General features: G+C 59.1%; 15 protein-coding genes. 8 read left to right on the top strand and 7 right to left on the bottom strand.

Features of this window, described 5'->3' with window-relative positions; all coding sequences use genetic code 11:
* Window positions 1-65: 65 nt before the first annotated feature.
* Both ACRRQW_RS06015 and ACRRQW_RS06010 read right to left on the bottom strand, forming a co-directional pair.
* The gene (locus ACRRQW_RS06015; RefSeq protein ID WP_438480363.1) at window positions 66-566 is read right to left on the bottom strand and encodes a DUF1648 domain-containing protein; all 501 of its coding nucleotides are present in this window, start codon (window positions 564-566) and stop codon (window positions 66-68) included.
* Between the two features lie 102 nt (window positions 567-668).
* Window positions 669-1,829, bottom strand: coding sequence for a MalY/PatB family protein (locus ACRRQW_RS06010; protein ID WP_438480362.1), 1,161 nt, complete (start codon window positions 1,827-1,829; stop codon window positions 669-671).
* 300 nt (window positions 1,830-2,129) lie between these two features.
* On the opposite strand from ACRRQW_RS06010, the gene ACRRQW_RS06005 reads away from it, so the two are divergent.
* Both ACRRQW_RS06005 and ACRRQW_RS06000 read left to right on the top strand, forming a co-directional pair.
* On the top strand, window positions 2,130-2,552 hold the full coding sequence (locus ACRRQW_RS06005) for an Hsp20/alpha crystallin family protein (protein ID WP_438480361.1): 423 nt from the start codon (window positions 2,130-2,132) through the stop codon (window positions 2,550-2,552).
* 365 nt (window positions 2,553-2,917) lie between these two features.
* Window positions 2,918-3,541, top strand: coding sequence for a hypothetical protein (locus ACRRQW_RS06000; protein WP_438480360.1), 624 nt, complete (start codon window positions 2,918-2,920; stop codon window positions 3,539-3,541).
* A gap of 94 nt (window positions 3,542-3,635) precedes the next feature.
* Here the strand turns inward: ACRRQW_RS06000 and ACRRQW_RS05995 are convergent, their stop codons facing one another.
* Window positions 3,636-4,598, bottom strand: coding sequence for a TerC family protein (locus ACRRQW_RS05995; protein ID WP_438480359.1), 963 nt, complete (start codon window positions 4,596-4,598; stop codon window positions 3,636-3,638).
* A 157-nt stretch (window positions 4,599-4,755) separates the two neighbouring features.
* Between ACRRQW_RS05995 and ACRRQW_RS05990 the strand changes: the two genes are divergently transcribed.
* Window positions 4,756-6,087, top strand: coding sequence for a mechanosensitive ion channel family protein (locus ACRRQW_RS05990; RefSeq protein ID WP_438480358.1), 1,332 nt, complete (start codon window positions 4,756-4,758; stop codon window positions 6,085-6,087).
* A 104-nt stretch (window positions 6,088-6,191) separates the two neighbouring features.
* Entirely contained in the window at window positions 6,192-7,577 is a 1,386-nt protein-coding gene (gene mgtE / locus ACRRQW_RS05985; protein WP_438480357.1) for a magnesium transporter, read from the top strand.
* A 63-nt stretch (window positions 7,578-7,640) separates the two neighbouring features.
* Here the strand turns inward: mgtE and ACRRQW_RS05980 are convergent, their stop codons facing one another.
* Complete coding sequence (locus ACRRQW_RS05980; RefSeq protein WP_438480356.1) at window positions 7,641-8,108, bottom strand: RNA recognition motif domain-containing protein; 468 nt, start codon at window positions 8,106-8,108, stop codon at window positions 7,641-7,643.
* 262 nt (window positions 8,109-8,370) lie between these two features.
* Here ACRRQW_RS05980 and ACRRQW_RS05975 point away from each other — a divergent pair, with 262 nt between their 5' ends.
* The 4 genes from ACRRQW_RS05975 (at window position 8,371) to ACRRQW_RS05960 (ending at window position 13,656) form a co-directional block, all read left to right on the top strand.
* Complete coding sequence (locus ACRRQW_RS05975; protein ID WP_438480355.1) at window positions 8,371-10,245, top strand: ABC transporter ATP-binding protein; 1,875 nt, start codon at window positions 8,371-8,373, stop codon at window positions 10,243-10,245.
* A complete protein-coding gene (locus tag ACRRQW_RS05970) occupies window positions 10,242-12,071 on the top strand; it encodes an ABC transporter ATP-binding protein (protein ID WP_438480354.1) in 1,830 nt (609 codons plus the stop codon). Before ACRRQW_RS05975 ends, ACRRQW_RS05970 begins: the two co-directional genes overlap by 4 nt.
* Before the next feature lie 145 nt (window positions 12,072-12,216).
* Window positions 12,217-12,486, top strand: coding sequence for an SWIB/MDM2 domain-containing protein (locus ACRRQW_RS05965; protein WP_438480353.1), 270 nt, complete (start codon window positions 12,217-12,219; stop codon window positions 12,484-12,486).
* A 192-nt stretch (window positions 12,487-12,678) separates the two neighbouring features.
* Window positions 12,679-13,656, top strand: a complete 978-nt coding sequence (locus ACRRQW_RS05960) for a DMT family transporter (RefSeq protein WP_438480352.1) — start codon at window positions 12,679-12,681, stop codon at window positions 13,654-13,656.
* Here ACRRQW_RS05960 and ACRRQW_RS05955 read toward each other — a convergent pair.
* The 3 genes from ACRRQW_RS05955 to ACRRQW_RS05945 all read right to left on the bottom strand — a co-directional run bounded on the left by ACRRQW_RS05955 (window position 13,653) and on the right by ACRRQW_RS05945 (window position 17,370).
* On the bottom strand, window positions 13,653-14,501 hold the full coding sequence (locus ACRRQW_RS05955; protein ID WP_438480351.1) for a DMT family transporter: 849 nt from the start codon (window positions 14,499-14,501) through the stop codon (window positions 13,653-13,655). The genes ACRRQW_RS05960 and ACRRQW_RS05955 overlap by 4 nt on opposite strands.
* 191 nt (window positions 14,502-14,692) lie before the next feature.
* Window positions 14,693-16,108, bottom strand: a complete 1,416-nt coding sequence (locus ACRRQW_RS05950; RefSeq protein ID WP_438480350.1) for a UdgX family uracil-DNA binding protein — start codon at window positions 16,106-16,108, stop codon at window positions 14,693-14,695.
* Entirely contained in the window at window positions 16,108-17,370 is a 1,263-nt protein-coding gene (locus ACRRQW_RS05945; RefSeq protein ID WP_438480349.1) for a putative DNA modification/repair radical SAM protein, read from the bottom strand. Before ACRRQW_RS05945 ends, ACRRQW_RS05950 begins: the two co-directional genes overlap by 1 nt.
* Between the last annotated feature and the right edge of the window lie 66 nt (window positions 17,371-17,436).

Here is a 17,436-nt window from a genome sequence, read left to right as displayed (position 1 = left end):
GGAGCAACCGTTTTGAGCCAGCATTTTCAGTCACGCGCGGGTGGCTCTGCGCGTGCGAGGCGAACCTACGGACCGGGCTTGCGCGTAAAATGGAGCATGAAGCGCGCGAGGATAATCACGAGCGCGGCGAGCAGGGCGCCGACGAGCCACCACGTGTGGAGAGTGAGCACCGGTGGCGTGGTGAAATTTGCGCGGTAGACGAAGTAAAACAGCACGATGAAAAACGCGACGACGCTGCACCCGAGTTGGAGCACCATGTCGGCGATAAGCTGGTGCGTGGTGGCAGCGTGTTCGGGGGCGAGCCAGTGGTCGCGGTGGGGAATGTTGATGTATTCCTTCGGCAGCGTGCGGTTCAGCGCCACGATGCCTTGGAAGATCGCGGTCATGAAGAGCAGCGTGGCGATTTGGAGCCCGGTGTGTTTGCCGCGGGAGAGCCAGCCGTTGGCTTCTCCGGCGGCGTTGAAATGCGTGGCGACGCGCTCAGGGAGTTGGCCGTGTTGCCAGATTGCCGAGCCAATCGCGATGGCGAGCAGGGCGAAGAAAACGAGTTGAAGCGGGCGGGGCATCAGGAATCAGAAGGTTTTATCTGGAACTCAGGAAATCAGGAAACGAACTGATGCGGTATTTAATTTTTTCCTGATTTCGTGAGTTCCAGATTCTCTTGGTTTCTAGGCAAGCGCCGTCACGGCGCGCTTCATGCGAGTGAGGGCTTCGACGAGCGTGGCGCGGGGGCAGCCGAAGTTGAGGCGAACGTAGTGGCCTTTGGGGACGCCGAAGAAGGCGCCTTCGCTGAGGCCGACGCCGTGAGCTTCGAAATGCGCAATGGGGTCGGCGAGTTTCAGCGCGGAAACATTCATCCACGCAAGGTAGGTGGCTTCGATGGGCGCTTCGATGACGACACCGGGAAGTTCTTTTGCGACGAAATCGAAAATGAAATCGCGATTGCCGCGCAGCGTGGCGAGCAGGCCCTGGCGCCAGGCTTCGCTGTCGCGGTAGGCGGCTTCGCACGCGGTGAAGCCGAGCGAGGTGACCTCGGCCATGATTCCGGCGGTGGCGCGGACGAATTGCGCGCGCAGCACGGCGTCGGGGATGATTGCGAGCGATGTGCCGAGGCCGGGGACGTTATAGGTTTTGCTCGGGGCCATGAGCGTGATCGTGCGTTTGGCGATGTCGTCGCCGAGCAGTGCGGTCGGGATGTGCGGCAAATCGTCAAGGATGAGATCGCAATGAATCTCGTCGGAGCAGAGCACGAGGTGGTGGCGCACGCAGAATTCGCCGAGGCGCTGAAGTTCGTCGCGACGCCAGACGCGGGCGATGGGATTGTGCGGATTGCAGAGGACGAAAAGTTTCGTGCGCGGCGTAACGGCGGCTTCGAGGGCGGCCCAGTCGATTTCCCAGCGACGCGCGGCGGTGTTGAGGACGAGCGGAACTTGTTTCGAGACACGGCCGCTGTTTTTGGCCGAACTCATGAACGGCGGATAAACCGGCGTGAGCGTGAGGCTCTCATCGCCGACTTCGGCGAACGCTTGGGCAACGATGTTCAAGCCGACGACTAGGCCGGGTAGCCAGACGAGCCACGACGGATCGATTTTCCAACCGTAGCGCGTCTGCATGGCATCGACGATGGCGTCGGTCGTAGATTTAACGGGTCGCGCGTAACCGAATACGCCGTCGGCCACGCGTTTTTGCAGGGCTTCGATGATGGCGGGCGACGATTTAAAATCCATGTCGGCGACCCAGAGCGGGAGGATGTCGCGACCGGCGTATTTCTGCCATTTTTGGGAGTCGGTGCCGCGGCGTTCGATGACGGATTCAAAGTCGAAGTTCATGGATGGGACGGAGTGAAGCGGGCGGTTTCGCCGTGGCACGGCTTTTCTTAAACGGCGCGTCTTAAATGCGGCGAGGTGTGCTGGGTAGGAGGTGAGGTGCTTAAAGTTAAGGATTGGGACATAATGTCCGCGCCTAAGTGTCTCACGTGGTCAAGATTTCACTCGAGCGCTTACGGAGTGTTTGTTCATTTGATTATCAAAGAATGGGTTAGGGTGAAAATATCATCGGCATGTCGGGTGCATATACCCGTTCACAAAGTTAACCAAACTTACCAAACCAAAACTAAGGAAAACCAAACCATGTATAGCCTGTTCCGTTATCAACCTGCCACCGCCAACCGTGTCGCCGTCCGCTCGCCTTGGGCTGGCTTCGACCAAGACTTCGCCAATCTCTTCTCGTCGGCTCTCGATTATTCGGATGCCAAGCGCTCCATTCCGGTGAGCGTGCGCGAAGATAAGGACAATCTCGTGCTGACCGCCGAGCTGCCTGGTGTGGCTCGCGAAGACGTCGCCATCGAATTTATCAACGATGAGCTTAGCCTCAGTGCCACCCGTAAAGTCGTTGGCAGTGAAGGTGAAACGACCGTCTCCTACGCCCGCAGCTTTACTCTGCCCTACGCAGTGCAAGCCGACAAGATCGCCGCCGAACTGAAAGACGGCCTCCTGTCCCTGACGCTCCCGAAGGCGGAAGTGGCCAAGCCGTTTAAGGTCGAGGTCAAGTAATCGGTAACCTCAGCCGGCTTAGGCCGGTATCTATTTAGGTGTGTGTAACGCCGCCGGGGTCTGCTAGCAGCCCCGGCGGTTTTGTTTTTAGGAAGCGCGGCGCGGCATGTCGCGAGCGAATGCCCAAAACCAGCGAGTGATCCGTGCGGTGAATAACATTTTCGAAGCAGCGCGGCGGTTGGCACGCGACAAGCTTTAACATTATCATCCATTCAGAGGCTTAGGGGTAGGTCGCTGGATGGACCCGCCCGCATTAAAACAGCGAGCAAAACCGCCGGGAGTCCGATTACGGATCCCGGCGGATCTATTTTCAGGTCACGCGTTCCGGGCTCGCCCCGATTCGGCGGGCTGGGTTGGATGAGCGCATGATTGGCGCACTCGTTATTGTATTGGGAATCGGCGGTTTCTTCGGACTGATTATCTGGCTGGCCATCAAGCAACACGCCCGCACCAAGGAAAATCTCATCGCGCTGGCCGCACGGCACGGCCTGCGATTGGTGGAAACGAAGCAGAGCCTGGGCGCTGACTACTCCGTGCAGGGCACGGTTCTGGGACGTGAAGTGCGCTTCTGGACCTACACGACGGGCAGCGGCAAGTCGCGCGTGCACTGGGCGGCGGTTGGCGTGCGGCCACGCGCGACCAACCTGACGTTTGAGCTGAGGCGTCAGGGGTTTACCACGAAACTCATGGAAATGTTTGGCTCGAAAGAAATCACCGTGGGCGACCCGGCATTTGACCAAGCGTGGTTCGTGCAGACGAATCAGCCGGAGTTTTTGCAGGCCGCGCTGTTACCGGAAATCCGGGCAAAATTTATGGCGCAACCGGAGCGCGCGCGCGACGGCAGCTACAAACTTGCGGACGGCTGGGTGCAGTTTGCCGAACACGGCTCGTTCGCGACGCCTGAGGTGATCGCACGGCTCGAGACGAAGCTTCCTTTGCTGCACGATCTCGCCGATGTGGCGGAAGTCGGCGCAGCCGGCGGGCGATAAACCTCGCGTGTAGGTGGCCCGTTTACGGGCCACGTTGCGCGCGAGCGCGCAACCTACAAGGCGTCGCCGTGAAGCGACGCCCCCTAAACCTTGGTCAGCTCTTCTTCTTTTCCGGAATCAACACCGAGGCAGCGATGGACGCGGCGAGCACGCCGCCGATGATCGAGAGCGACCAGCCGATCGGCACGTGCCAGCCGAAGTAGGTGAGAAGCATCTTGGTGCCGACGAACACGAGAATCACGGAGAGGCCGATGTTGATGAAACGGAAAAGCTTCATCACGCCCGACACCGCAAAATAGAGCGAACGCAGGCCGAGAATCGCGAAGATGTTCGAGGTGAAAACGATGAATTCATTTCGCGTGATCGCGATGACGGCAGGAATCGAATCGAGCGCGAACATCACGTCGGTGGTCTCGACGATCAAGAGCACGAGAAACATCGGCGTGGCGAAAAGCTTGCCATTGATGCGCGTGAAAAAATTGCCGCCGTCGAACTGATTCGTGACCGGCATGAGCTTGCGCGCGAGTTTGACGGCCGGATTTTTCTCCGGGTCGAAACCATCTTCCTTCTTCGGCTGCGCGAGTTTGATGCCCGTGTAGATGAGGAACGCGCCGAAGACGTAGATGATCCAGTGGAATTTGTTAATCAGGCTGATGCCCGCAAAAATGAACAGCGCGCGCATCAGCACCGCGCCGATGATGCCCCAGAATAACACCCGGTGCTGGTAACGCGGCTCGACGCGGAAGTATTGGAAAATGACGATAAAGACAAAGACGTTGTCCACGCTCAGGCACAACTCGATCAGGTAGGCGGTGAAAAACTCCAGCGCCGGCTTGCTGACCTCGGTGGCCGGCATCTGCATCGCGATGATGAGGTTGAAACCCATCGCGAGGCTGAACCACACCGCGCACCAGATCAGCGCTTCCTTGAGCGAGACTTCGTGGGCCTTCCGATTGAAGACGCCGAGGTCGAGCGCGAGCATCGTGGCGACGAAAGTGAGAAAACCGACCCACGCCCACCAAGGCATGGTGCTGAACATTGCGAGTGTTTGAAACATAGGTGTGTGGTCTAGCTTGCGAGGGCAGCAGCGACCGGGGCAAGCGGGGAGTTGTTGGAAAACCTTCGCCTTGTTTGTAGGCGGTGGCGGGCGGGGCGCCGGCAAAACTTTGACTTTCCGCGGCTCAATCTGCGAAAAAAGCAGTCTCTTTATGCGCATGCTACGCCCGTTCAAAACCACTCTCGCCTTCCTTTTGTTAAGCGCCGCCGCGTGGGCGCAAACTGTGCCGCCCGACGCCGCGACGTCGAATGCCGCGGCCCAACAACAGGCCAACACGACCGCCGCCGCCGCGGTGGTGGCGTCCGAAAAAACGCCGCCGCGTTCCGATCTTCTGGAGCACGCCGTGGATTCCATCCTCGGCATGTTTGACGTGCGCACCGGCCAAAATACCACGACGCACTTCGTGATCGCCGCTGTGTTTATCGTGGGCGGGTTGCTGCTGCGTCGCGTGGTGACGGCGTTGATTTTCAAGCAACTGAAACGTTTCGCGTCCAAGACGGAGACGACGCTCGACGACAAACTGTTTTCGGCCCTCGAAGGGCCGGTCGCGACCTTTATCATGTTGGTCGGCATTTTTTCCGCCGCGAAAGTGCTTAAGCTCTCGCGGGAAACCGACGAATTTCTCGGCTACGGCTCGACGGTCGCGTTTTCCCTCGTGCTGTTCTGGGGGTTGTTGCGGGCGTTTAGCGCCCTGCTCGACCACGGGCAGGAAATCGCGGTGAAGAAAAACATGGGCATCGCGGCGTTCATGCCGTGGATCAAGAAGAGCCTCGTCGTGGTGTTCGTGATTTTCGGCGTGTTGCTCACGGCGCAGAGCCTCGGCTTCGAAGTGAAAACGTTTCTCGCCGGTCTCGGGATCGGCGGCTTGGCCTTCGCGCTCGCGGCGCAGGACACGATCGCTAATCTCTTCGGCTCCATCGTCGTCGCGATCGATCAGCCGTTCAAGATTGGCGAGGCGGTGAAAATCGGCGCCAACGAGGGGACGGTCGAAGACATCGGCCTGCGCTCCACGAAGCTGCGCGCGCCCGGGAAAAATTTGATCATCATTCCCAACAAGATGGTCGCGGCTGAGCCGGTGATTAACAATTCGCGCTTCATCCGCCGTCGCGTGGAGCAAGTCTTCGGCCTCACCTATGATACTTCAGCGGAAAAAATGCAGGAAATCGTCACTGAAATCCGCGGCATCATCGAAGGAGAAAAAGAAGTCGTGACGGAATCGGTGCACGTTTACTTCCGCGATTTCAGCGCCTCTTCGATGGACGTCTGGATCGCTTACGAGACGCGCGATCCGGATTTCGCGAAACACATGGCGCTGCGCCAGCGCGTCAATTTTGCCGTGATGCGCGCCGTGCAGGCGAAGGGCCTTGGTTTTGCGTTTCCAACGCAGACGATGAATCTGCCTTCTGGCGTGGCGGAACTGCTCGCCGCCGCCGGCAAACCCGCGTCCGCGCAAGTCACCAATAATTTCCCTGGCGCGAGCAAAAGCTGAGTGTGCGCCTTAGGCGGGCGAGGGACGGCGCCGACGTTTGTTGAAAACAGAGTTTTGCTCTCGGCGTGATTGCCTCGCTAAGGCGGTCGCGTCAGCGTTTCGGCATGCCCCTGCTGGCCGGTGACTTTAAGGCGGAAATTTCCACGCTGCTCGCGAACAGAGACCATGCGACGCTCAAAGCGCGCCTCGCCCCGTGGTTACCGGCCGACGTCGCGCCGATTCTGGCGGAAATGCCGGTGGAGCAACTCGCGATATTATTTCGCAGCGGTTCGCAGGAACTCGCGGCGTCGACGTTTGCCTACCTCGATAATTCCGCGAAGCATCGTCTGCTGAAAATGCTCACGCAGGCGCAGGCCGCGACCTTGCTCAATGATCTGCAACCGGACGATCGCACCGCGTTTTTGCAGGCATTGCCCTTGGAAATCGCGATGCAGCTGCTCGGCTTGTTGACGCCGGGTGAACGCAAGATCGCGCAGGATTTGCTCGCTTATCCTGAGCACAGCGTCGGCCAGATGATGACGCTGGATTACGTCGCCGTGCGCGCGGAGTGGACGGTGCACGAGGCGCTGGATTACATCCGCCGCCACGGTTACGACCGCGAGACGCTGAACGTCATTTATGTTGTCGATGAAGCCGGGCGTTTGCTCGATGACGTGCGCGTGCGGCGATTTCTCCTCGCGGAAAACAGCACGCCCGTGCGCGCGTTGATGGATGGAAACTACGCGTGGCTGAGTCCCAACGACGATCGTGAGAAAGCGCTCGTGGTGTTTCGCAAATATGACCGCGCCGCGCTGCCGGTCGTCACCGACGACGGCAAAATCATCGGCATCGTCACGGCGGACGACATGCTCGACGTGGCTTCGGAAGAGGCGACGGAAGACATTCAAAAACTCGGTGGCAGCGAAGCGCTCGATGAGCCTTATACGACGATCCCGCTGCTGAAGATGGTGAAGAAGCGCGCCGGCTGGCTCGTGGTGCTTTTTATTGGCGAGATGCTGACGGCGACGGCGATGAGTTTTTTCGAAGACGAAATTGCGAAGGCGGTCGTGCTCGCGCTCTTTGTGCCGCTCATCATCAGTTCGGGCGGCAACGCCGGCTCGCAAGCGGCGACGCTCGTGATTCGCGCGCTCGCACTGGGTGAATTTAAATTGCGCGATTGGTGGCGCGTGATGCGGCGTGAACTCGCCGCCGGCACTGCGCTCGGGATAATTCTCGGTCTGATCGGATTTTTGCGCATCGCCGTGTGGTCACTGTTTTCGAATATCTACGGAGAACACTGGCTGCTCATTGCGACGACGGTGGGAATTTCACTCGTGGGCATCGTGCTGTGGGGTTCGTTGATGGGCTCGATGTTGCCGCTGTTGTTGAAACGCGTGGGCTTCGATCCCGCCACCTCAAGCGCGCCATTTGTGGCCACGCTCGTCGATGTCACCGGCCTGATTATTTATTTCTCCGTCGCGTTCTTAGTGTTGAGCGGGACGTTGCTGTGATTTGGGCAAAGAAAAAGGCCGGACGTGCGTCCGGCCTTTGAAATTTTATTTAAGCGAGCTGGCTTATTCGCGACCGTAGCCACCGCCGCCGCCGCGATCGTCGCCACCACCGCGGTCCCCGCGATAGCCGCCACCGCCGCCGCGATCACCACGGTAACCGCCGCCACCGCCACGGCCACCGCGGCCGCCGCCGTAACCGCCGCCACCCCCACGACCGCCACCGTAGCCGCCGCGATCACCGCGACCCCCACCGAAACCGCCGCCTTGCGGACGTTCTTCACGCGGACGGGCGATGTTCACCGCGAGTGCGCGGCCATCGAGTTCGTAGCCATGGAACTTTTCGACGCATTGTTGCGCCTCATCACCACTGCCCATCGTAACAAAGGCAAAACCGCGCGAACGGCCGGTGAATTTGTCGAAAATGATTTCGACGACACTGACGGTGCCAACCTGGCCAAACAGGGCCTCGAGGTCCTGGGCGGTGCTGGTGAAGGGAAGATTCCCCACGTAGAGCTTGCTGATTTCTGACATGTGATGATGTGAGCTGATAAGTGTCGCCTGACCGCCCGTCCCCGAAATTCGGATTTCAAATCATCACTGAACACTGCGCTCACCTGACAATTTTCCGTAGCGATAGAATCTGACAAAAAACCAACCCGACAGTGGCTACGTTGCTGTCGCGAACCCGTTGAATCAAGCGCTTTTAGGTCGGGAGAATTCCCTACCTGAACCACGGGAACACCCTGAAAAAATTTCGTGCATGCGGACAGTTCGGGCGTAGCGTGATTTGTCCATGAATGAGCCGAAGGAACCTGACAGTAGCGCGGCGGCGCCCGACAACCGGGCGTTGATCAAGCGCTTGTTCGGGCTCGCGTGGCGTTACCGCGGTCACTGTTTGCAAGTGTTGGGCATTCAACTCGTGTTGCTCACGCTGGGTATCGCGGGCCTCAGTTTTACCGGCGTCGGCATCGACTACATCCGGCACAAACTGCAAGGCACGCCGCTCGGCACGAACAAGCTGCATATCACGCTGCCGGAAACGTGGGAGCCGCTGCAAGTGCTCGGGATGCTGGCGGGACTGATCCTCGTGTTCGCGCTGACGCGTGCGATTCTGAATTACACTTACGCGGTGTCGGTGAACAAACTCGTGCAGCAACGTCTCGTCGTGGATCTGCGCGCCGAAGTTTACGACAAACTCCAACGCCTCAGCTTCCGCTTCTTCGACGTCAACAACACTGGCTCGATCATCACGCGCGTCACCGGCGACGTGCAATCGGTGCGCATGTTCGTCGACCAGGTGCTCATTCAAAGTGTGATCATGCTGATCTCGCTCACGATTTATGTGATCTACATGGCGAGCCTGAGCCCGTCGCTCACGATCGCGTGCCTCGCGACGACGCCCATCTTGTGGTTCATGTCGACGGCGTTCTCGCGGAAAATCCAGCCCGCCTACGCGCACAACCGCACCCTGGTGGAACGCATGGTGCAAACGCTTGCCGAAAGCATCCAAGGTGCGCAAGTCACCAAGGGTTTCGGACGAGAAGCTGAGGCACGGGCCAAATTCAACGACGCCAACCAAGCCTGTTTCGATCAACAAAAAGATATTTTCTGGCGCGTGAGTTTGTTTTCACCTGCGGTCGGTTTTCTCACCCGCATTAATATGATGGTGCTGCTTGGTTACGGCGGCTGGCTTGTGATCCAAGGCGAGTTGCCGCTCGGCACGGGCCTGGTGGTGTTTGCGGGCTTGCTCGAACAATTTTCCGGCCAGGTGAACAACGTCGCCACGATCGTGAACAGCGTGCAGCAATCGCTCATCGGCGCGCGCCGCGTATTCGAAATTCTCGATGCGCCAGTGGAAGTTAAAAATCACCCGCAAGCGATCCATCGCCCGAAACTTAAGGGCGCGGTGCAGTTCGAAAATGTTTCGTTTGCTTACAATCCGGCGGAAGCAGTCGTGCGCGACATCAACCTCTCCGTAAAACCCGGTGAGTGCGTGGCGATCCTTGGCGCGACCGGCGCGGGCAAGAGCGTGCTGATGAGTTTGATTCCGCGCTTTTTCGATCCGACGTCCGGCCGCGTGTTGCTGGACGGCGTCGATGTGCGCCAACTGACGCTCGACGACGTGCGGCGGAACATCGGTTTGGTTTTTCAAGAAAGCTTTTTGTTTTCCAACACCGTGGCGGCGAATATCGCATTCGGTCATCCCGACGCGACGCGCGAGCAAATCGAAAAAGCCGCGAAGATCGCCGCGGCGCACGATTTTATCACGGCGTTGCCGCAAGGCTATGATTCGTTGCTCGGCGAGGGCGCGCAAAGTCTCTCGGGAGGGCAGCGTCAGCGCCTCGCGATTGCCCGCGCAGTGTTGCTGGAGCCGGCGATTCTGCTGCTCGACGATCCCACCGCCGCAATCGACAGCGAGACGGAGCACGAAATTTTTGAAGCACTGGATCGCGCCATCGCGGGCCGCACGACGTTTATCGTGGCGCATCGGTTGAGCACGTTGCGGCGCGCAGATTTTATTATCGTGATGGAAGACGGCCGCATCGTGCAGCGCGGCACGCATGAGGAATTGATGCGCGTGCCCGGGCCGTATCTGCGCGTCGCCAATCTCCAACTCGTCGACGCGAAAGAGCTGCAGCAGTTGGGCCATCCGGAGGGCAACGCATGACAGAGCCCAAGGAAAAAATTAAAGACTTCGGTCTCGTTCAACGCGTGCGCGACGACGAGGACACGGAAGAGCAATTCCGCCCGCTGGAATGGAGTTTGATTCGGCGGCTGTTCACTTACACGCACGCGATCAAGGGCAAGGTCGTAGCGTTGACGGTCATGAGCGTGATTCGCTCCGCGCAGTTACCTGCGCTCGTGTGGATCACGACGCTCGTGATTCGCGGCCCGATCATGGACGGCGATCTCACGATGTTGTGGTGGGCGGTGGCTGGCTACGCGCTCCTCGCGGTGACGACGGATGGGCTGTTTCATTTCCGCCAGCGTTATGCTTTGGAAATCGGCGAGACCGTGGTGAATGCGCTGCGCCGGGATATTTTTGAAAAGACGCAGCGTCATCCGATGAGCTTTTTCCATCGGTTGAAAATCGGTCGCGTGATTGGCCGTGTGACCAGCGATGTCGAGTCGGTGCGCGTCGGTATTCAGGACGTGCTGTTCGTGGTCGTGATTCAAGGGGGCACGATGGTGTTTTCCGCCGCCGTCATGATCTGGACCGACTGGGTGTTGTTCCTCGTCGTGCTAGGCATGGCACCGGTGTTGTGGTGGTTGAACCAGCATTTCCGCGGACGACTGAGCCACTACACGCGTGCGTCGCAGGAAAGCTTTAGTCGTGTCACCGCCACGCTCGCGGAATCAGTGAACGGCATTCGCGTGACGCAGGGTTTCGTGCGGCAAGAAACCAACGCGGGACTGTTCCGCAGCCTTCTCGCCGATCATGCGAAATACAACATCGCGCTCGCTCGCACGTCGGCGATTCTCACGCCGCTGCTTGAACTCAACAGCCAGTTTTTCGTGGCGACGTTGCTGATGTTCGGTGGCTGGCGCGTTTTCCACGGCGACATGGCGCTCGATGGGCTCATCACCTTTTTCCTGCTCGCGAATCAATTTTTCGCGCCGCTTTCGATCATTGGAAATCAATATAACCAGGCGCTGATCGCGATGGGTGGAGCCGAGCGCATCTTTCGCTTGATCGATGTGCAGCCCGAGTGGGAGGACAAGCCAGGCGCGCAGGCACTGCCGGTCGCTGCGGGGGTTGGCGCGAAGGTGGAATTTCGTCACGTGACTTTTGGCTACGACCAGACGCGGCCGGTGTTGCACGATTTGAGTTTCACGGCGAATCCGGGACAAACCATCGCGCTCGTCGGCCACACTGGCAGCGGGAAAAGTTCGATCATTAATCTCGTTTCAAAATTTTATTTGCCGACGGGTGGTGAAGTGTTGATCGACGGCCACGAGATTCGCGATCTCACCAGTCATTCGCTGCATCGCCAGATGGGCATGGTGCAGCAGCAAAATCTTTTGTTCACCGGCACCGTGCTGGACAACATCCGGCTCGCGAAGCCCGACGCGACCCTCGAAGAAGTGCGCGATGCCGCGCGCAAGCTCGACTGCCTCGATCTCCTCGAAGAACTGCCGCAAGGCTTCAACACGGAGGTCGGTGAACGCGGCGCGGGCCTCTCGCTCGGACAACGGCAGCTGGTCTGTTTCACGCGCGCGATGATCGCGAATCCGCGCATCGTGATTCTCGATGAGGCGACGAGTTCCATCGACGCGATCACGGAATCGCGTTTGCAGAAGGCGCTCATCGAACTTCTGCGTGGCCGCACCAGCTTTGTCGTCGCGCATCGGCTGAGCACGATTCGTCACGCGGATCTCGTGCTCGTATTAGAACAAGGGCACGTCATCGAGCGCGGCACGCATGCGGAATTGCTCGCGCAAAACGGACATTACGCGGCGCTCTACCGACAGTTTGTGCAGATGGATGACTGATTTTTTTCGTGTGCGAGGAGTGCTTCTCACTCGGGCGGCAAGCTCATTTTTACGGAAATGGGGGTGATTTCTCCTCTGAAAATCGCGTTTTCTCCTCTAGAAAATCGTTGCGTAGCCTAATTCCAGACCTATGAAAGAGTGCACTATGGCTAAAAAAACCACTCGTAAACCAAACGCAGCTTTCATGAAACCGGTGACGCCGGACGCGACCCTCGCTCCGATCGTCGGTGCAAAGCCGCTTCCCCGCACCGAGCTCACCAAGAAGCTCTGGGCCTACATCAAGAAGAACGGTCTCCAGGACTCGAAGAACAAGCGCAACATCAACGCTGACGCCGCCCTCAAGGTTGTGTTCGGTGGCAAAGCGCAAGTCAGCATGTTCGACATGACGAAGCTCGTCAGCAAACACGTCTCGTAAGCTCACGCTTAAGATACTTTTCAAAAACGCCGCGGAGCAATCCGCGGCGTTTTTATTTTAGACGTCCGATGTATTCCAAGGCAGGGCCTGACCTCCGGGCAGGCCCAGGCCCGCTCGGAGATCAGGCCCTACCAAGCTGAGCTGGTATGTTTGCGATTGTCGCGCAAGTCGGTGCGAGCGATGGTTAACCGAATGAAATCTCCCCAAGCAATTCACCGTCAGGCGCTCCTGATGCTGGTGCTGGCCAACTTATTCTGGGGACTCAGTTTTCCGCTCATCAAGTCGATCGTGCTCGCGCATCAACTGGTGGTGCCGGAAAGCAGCACGTGGTTTCTCACCGCTTACACTGTCGCACCGCGCTTTTTGATCGCGACCCTCGTGCTGCTCGTCGTGATGCGAAAACAATTGGGGAGCTTCACTGCTCTCGAAGTAAAGCAGGGCGTGCTCATCGGCCTCAGCGCCGGCGCGGGCATGTGGTTTCAAAACGATGGCCTGCAATTCACCGACGCTTCCGTCTCGGCCTTCCTCACGCAATTTTACGCGATCATGATTCCGGCGTGGCTGGCACTGCGCTCGCGGCGCTGGCCCTCGGGATTAGTGCTGACGTGTTGTGCGCTCGTGCTGGCCGGCGTGGCGATTCTCGGAAAATTCGATTTCCGCGCAATGCACTTTGGACGCGGCGAATTGGAAACGCTGCTCAGTTCGGTCTTCTTCATGATGCAGATTCTGCTGCTGGAGCGAAAAGAGTTCGCCGCGAACCGACCGCTGCAAGTTTCCCTGATGATGTTCGCGGTGGAAGCGGTGCTCTTCAGCGGGCTCGCGGTGTGGGCAACGCCGGGTCTGCCTGCGCTGTTAGTGCCGTGGACCTCGCCGCCGTGGCTGATTCTCACCCTGGTGCTCACCGTATTCTGCACCCTGGGCGCGTATATTTTAATGAACACCTGGCAGCCGAAAATCACCGCGACGGAAGCGGGACTGATCTACTGTGGCGAACCTTTGTTCACTGCGATCATGGCACTGTTTTTGCCGGCAATGCTTTCCGTGTGGATTGGGTTTAATTATCCAAATGAAACCCTGACGTGGAATCTGCTCATCGGCGGCGGACTGATCACGCTCGCGAACGTGCTGCTGCAACTAAAGCCACCCACGAAAGCTCAGGAAAATCTTTAAGTGTAGCGCGCCCGGATTGATGCGATCGCGCGAATCGTCACGGCGCCGATAACAATCGCGCCTCCCGTCAGAGCCAGCGCGCTCGGCCTCTCGCCGATAAAGAGCATCACCCAAAGGGGATTGAGAATCGGTTCCACGATCGGAATCAGCACTGCCTCGAGTGCCGTGACATGCCGAATTGCACGTGCGTAAAGCAAGTAGGGGATCGCGAGTTGCACGATGCCGAGAATCAAAATCGCCACGATGCTCTGGGTGGAAGGCAACGCACCGGCGGACAGCATCGCGGGCAAACCGATCAGGAATCCCAGCACGTTGCCGAGAATGATGGGTTCCAGGGGCGAGCTGTCTTTTTGTTTTCGCATCAGCACCGGCATTGCGCCGAAACATACGCCGCTCAAAATCGCGAGCGTGATGCCGAGCAGGTTGTTCAAGCGCAGCCCTTCATAGAGAAAAAGTGCCATGCCGAGGAATGTCACCGCGATGGTGATCCAGTCTGCGCGTTTGGCGCGTTCATTGAGCAGCCACGCACCGAACAGCGCGACCCAGACCGGCGCGGTGTATTGAAGCAAAATCGCGTTCGCGGCCGTCGTGAGTTTGTTGGCCGCGGCAAACAGCACGGTGCAACCTGCGTAGGCGATTGCGGTGCCGATTTGCAAAGGCGACCACGTGAAGCGCAACGAGCGTCCGCCTATCGCGAGGAGAAAAACCGCCGCCACCAATCCACGCCCGCCTGCCGCCGCGAACGGGGGCCAATCGACCAACTTGAAAAGCACGCCGGCCAGGCTCCAGCCCAATGCGGCGACGAGCAGCAAGCCGACGGATTTTTTGTGGTCGAAATCAGACACCAGCCAGCCAGCCAGACACGCGGGAGGATCGAAGTGAATCCGGAATTACCGCGAGGTCGTAAAGGAATCGGGGTAGGAGCGGTTATCCTTAACCGCCCTTTCGTTCGAAGATGATATCACGTCCGAGGGCGGTTAGGGATAACCGCCCCTACCTCGACGCACATTTTGATCAGCATGCGGCCGGCCCTAGCTTACGCCTTCATCTTTTTTAAATCGGCCACGAATGCCGCAAAGTCCGCTTCTTTTTTTTCGGGATCAGGCTGACGCAGCAATGAGGACGGGTGCACGGTGATCAACGCGGGCACGTCGAATTCAGTTCCCAATTTATTTCCGCGTTCGCTCAACACGCGCACGTCGGGACCAACGACGGAATGCGCAGCGGTCGAGCCAAGGCACACGATGAGCTCCGGTTTAATTAAGCGCAGTTCTGCTTCGAGCCATGGACGACACGCGGCGACTTCGCGGGCCGTGGGCTTTTTGTGCAGGCGACGTTTTCCCTGCGGCTCCCATTTGAAATGCTTCACGGCGTTCGTGACGTAGATTTGTTCGCGATCCACGCCGGCGGCTTCGAGCGCGCGATTCCATAATTTTCCAGCCGGGCCGACGAACGGTTTGCCCGCGAGGTCTTCCTGATCGCCGGGCTGTTCGCCCACGACGAGAATCTTCGCGCGCCGCGGTCCTTCGCCGAAGACGGTTTGCGTCGCCTCTTTCCAGAGTGGACAAGCGCGGCAGGCGAGCGCCGCTTCACGCAAAATTTCCAAATCGTCGGTGTTCGGCACGGGAGCTGGCCCGTAAATATCAGGCGCCGGCGCTTTCGAGCGACTCGCGGCGGTCATTGATTCGACGCGCGTGGCGGCCTCTTCCAGCAGGTGGGGGATGAGTTCTGCCTCCGGAAGGTTTTTCCAATAATACTTCGGCATCTCTTTTTTCATCGCGCCGATCTTCACGCGGGCAGGATTAAAAATATTGCCGTAGTAAGTGCGCCAAAGATCTTCGGTGATGTCGCCGTCGGGCGCATGATCTTTCGTCACGCCGGGGGTGAAGGTGAGGGTCTGTTGATTCCAGTGCATGCAACGATCCGGGGTGAGGATCGACCAGTTCATCGAAGCAAATCGGCCGACAAAAAACGGGGCGTTGGCTTCGACGATGTGATGATGCGGCTCGAACCACGCGACAAACCACGCGCCGTCTTCGGTGCTGACTTCGCGAAACCGCACGAAGGCGCGCATCTTGTGGAGATCGCGCCCGATGGCTTTCGCCATTTCGCCGAGCGCGATCACGTCGGGATCCACCGTCACCGCGAACAAATGCGGCTCGCCGTGCGTAAGCCTCCAGAGCGCGCGGTAGAGCAACCTCCAGCGCGACTCGTCGCGATGGCAGGCCACCGTCCGCGCGATTTGCATGAACTCACGCGGCACGCGCAACGGTTTGGCCACGACGGCGGCCGACCCGGCGACGAGTTCCAAATCGCGGTTGAAATCGAGGCCGCCTTGGTCGCCGTTCGCGGCGTGCCACAAAATCGTCTCGGGACGCACTTCGCGAACCAGTGCGCTGCGTGCAGCATTTTGCCAGCCGGTGAAGGTGCCGTCGAAAACGATCTGTTCCATCAGAGTTCGCCGCTGAGCACGCTGGCGTCGGGCGCGCCGTTGGCGGCAAAAAGATCGAGTTGTTCGGGCGGCGGCGCGAAACGCGCGCGCAGATTTTCGTCGTCCAGCCCGGCGAGTCGCGGGTTGTGGTCCGGTGCTTCGATAAACGGCAGCACTTTTTTAAGTGGCACGCGAAGTCGCGCGAGATCGGTGACGCGAATCGCTTGAAAACGGCGCGCTTCGACCAGGCGATCCACGGTGCGCACGCCGAGTCCGGGCACTCGCAGTAACATCGCGCGCGTGGCTTTGTTTAGACTAACGGGAAACAGGTGACGGTTGCGCAGCGCCCACGCGAGTTTCGGGTCGATTTGCAGGTCGAGATTTTGCGTCCCGGGCGTGGTGATCTCGTTCGCGCCGAAACCGTAGAAACGCATCAACCAATCCGCTTGATACAACCGGTGTTCGCGCACGAGCGGCGGCGCGATGAGCGGGAGTTTGCTCGACGCGTCGGGAATCGGGCTGAACGCGGAATAGTAAACGCGCCGCAACCGATGCCGCGAATACAGCGACGAGGCTTGGGTGAGAATGGTGGCGTCGGACGTGTCGGTCGCGCCGATGATCATCTGCGTGCTTTGTCCAGCGGGTGCGAAGGCCGGCGCTTTTTTCGAAGTGTCTTCTTTGGCGGCGTCGATGCGCAGTTTGATTCCGCCCATGGCCGCATCGATGCGCGCACGGTTTTTCTCCGGCGCGAGCCGCTCGAGATCGACGCTCGTCGGCAGCTCGATGTTGATGCTGATGCGGTCGGCCCATTTGCCGGCCTCGTCGATGAGTTCCTGACTCGCTTCGGGAATGGTTTTTAAATGGATGTAGCCGCGAAAGCCGTGCTCGACGCGCAGCGTGCGGGCGACTGCGATGACTTGCTCCATCGTGTAGTCGGGATTGCGAATGATGCCCGAGCTGAGAAAAAGTCCTTCGATGTAATTGCGGCGGTAGAAGTCGAGCGTGAGTTTCACGACTTCGTCGGGTGTGAAGCGCGCGCGCGGCACGCCGCTCGAGACGCGGTTGATGCAATACAGGCAGTCGTAAACGCAGTAGTTCGTGAGCAGCAGTTTCAGCAGCGACACGCAGCGCCCGTCCGGCGTGTAACTGTGGCAAATCCCCGCGCTCGTCGTGGAACCGATGCCGCCGCCGCGCGAATCGCGCTTGGTCGTGCCGCTGCTCGCGCACGACGCGTCGTATTTGGCGGCGTCCGCGAGGATGGCGAGTTTGCGGTTAAGATCCATGGTCAGGGGATGCGCAACGTAAGTGCGCCTGACTGCGATGCAAGGGGCCTCACGGAGGAAATTTCC

This window comes from Oleiharenicola lentus, from assembly GCF_051660365.1.
GTDB lineage: Bacteria > Verrucomicrobiota > Verrucomicrobiia > Opitutales > Opitutaceae > Lacunisphaera > Lacunisphaera lenta_A.
This window is presented reverse-complemented; position numbering and strand designations above follow the sequence as displayed.

Bases quoted from the DNA above. Each gene is read 5' to 3' on its own strand.
- ACRRQW_RS06015 (WP_438480363.1), bottom strand. From the start codon at position 566: ATGCCCCGCCCGCTTCAACTCGTTTTCTTCGCCCTGCTCGCCATCGCG.
- ACRRQW_RS06010 (WP_438480362.1), bottom strand. From the start codon at position 1,829: ATGAACTTCGACTTTGAATCCGTCATCGAACGCCGCGGCACCGACTCC.
- ACRRQW_RS06005 (WP_438480361.1), top strand. From the start codon at position 2,130: ATGTATAGCCTGTTCCGTTATCAACCTGCCACCGCCAACCGTGTCGCC.
- ACRRQW_RS06000 (WP_438480360.1), top strand. From the start codon at position 2,918: ATGATTGGCGCACTCGTTATTGTATTGGGAATCGGCGGTTTCTTCGGA.
- ACRRQW_RS05995 (WP_438480359.1), bottom strand. From the start codon at position 4,598: ATGTTTCAAACACTCGCAATGTTCAGCACCATGCCTTGGTGGGCGTGG.
- ACRRQW_RS05990 (WP_438480358.1), top strand. From the start codon at position 4,756: ATGCTACGCCCGTTCAAAACCACTCTCGCCTTCCTTTTGTTAAGCGCC.
- mgtE (WP_438480357.1), top strand. From the start codon at position 6,192: ATGCCCCTGCTGGCCGGTGACTTTAAGGCGGAAATTTCCACGCTGCTC.
- ACRRQW_RS05980 (WP_438480356.1), bottom strand. From the start codon at position 8,108: ATGTCAGAAATCAGCAAGCTCTACGTGGGGAATCTTCCCTTCACCAGC.
- ACRRQW_RS05975 (WP_438480355.1), top strand. From the start codon at position 8,371: ATGAATGAGCCGAAGGAACCTGACAGTAGCGCGGCGGCGCCCGACAAC.
- ACRRQW_RS05970 (WP_438480354.1), top strand. From the start codon at position 10,242: ATGACAGAGCCCAAGGAAAAAATTAAAGACTTCGGTCTCGTTCAACGC.
- ACRRQW_RS05965 (WP_438480353.1), top strand. From the start codon at position 12,217: ATGGCTAAAAAAACCACTCGTAAACCAAACGCAGCTTTCATGAAACCG.
- ACRRQW_RS05960 (WP_438480352.1), top strand. From the start codon at position 12,679: ATGAAATCTCCCCAAGCAATTCACCGTCAGGCGCTCCTGATGCTGGTG.
- ACRRQW_RS05950 (WP_438480350.1), bottom strand. From the start codon at position 16,108: ATGGAACAGATCGTTTTCGACGGCACCTTCACCGGCTGGCAAAATGCT.
- ACRRQW_RS05945 (WP_438480349.1), bottom strand. From the start codon at position 17,370: ATGGATCTTAACCGCAAACTCGCCATCCTCGCGGACGCCGCCAAATAC.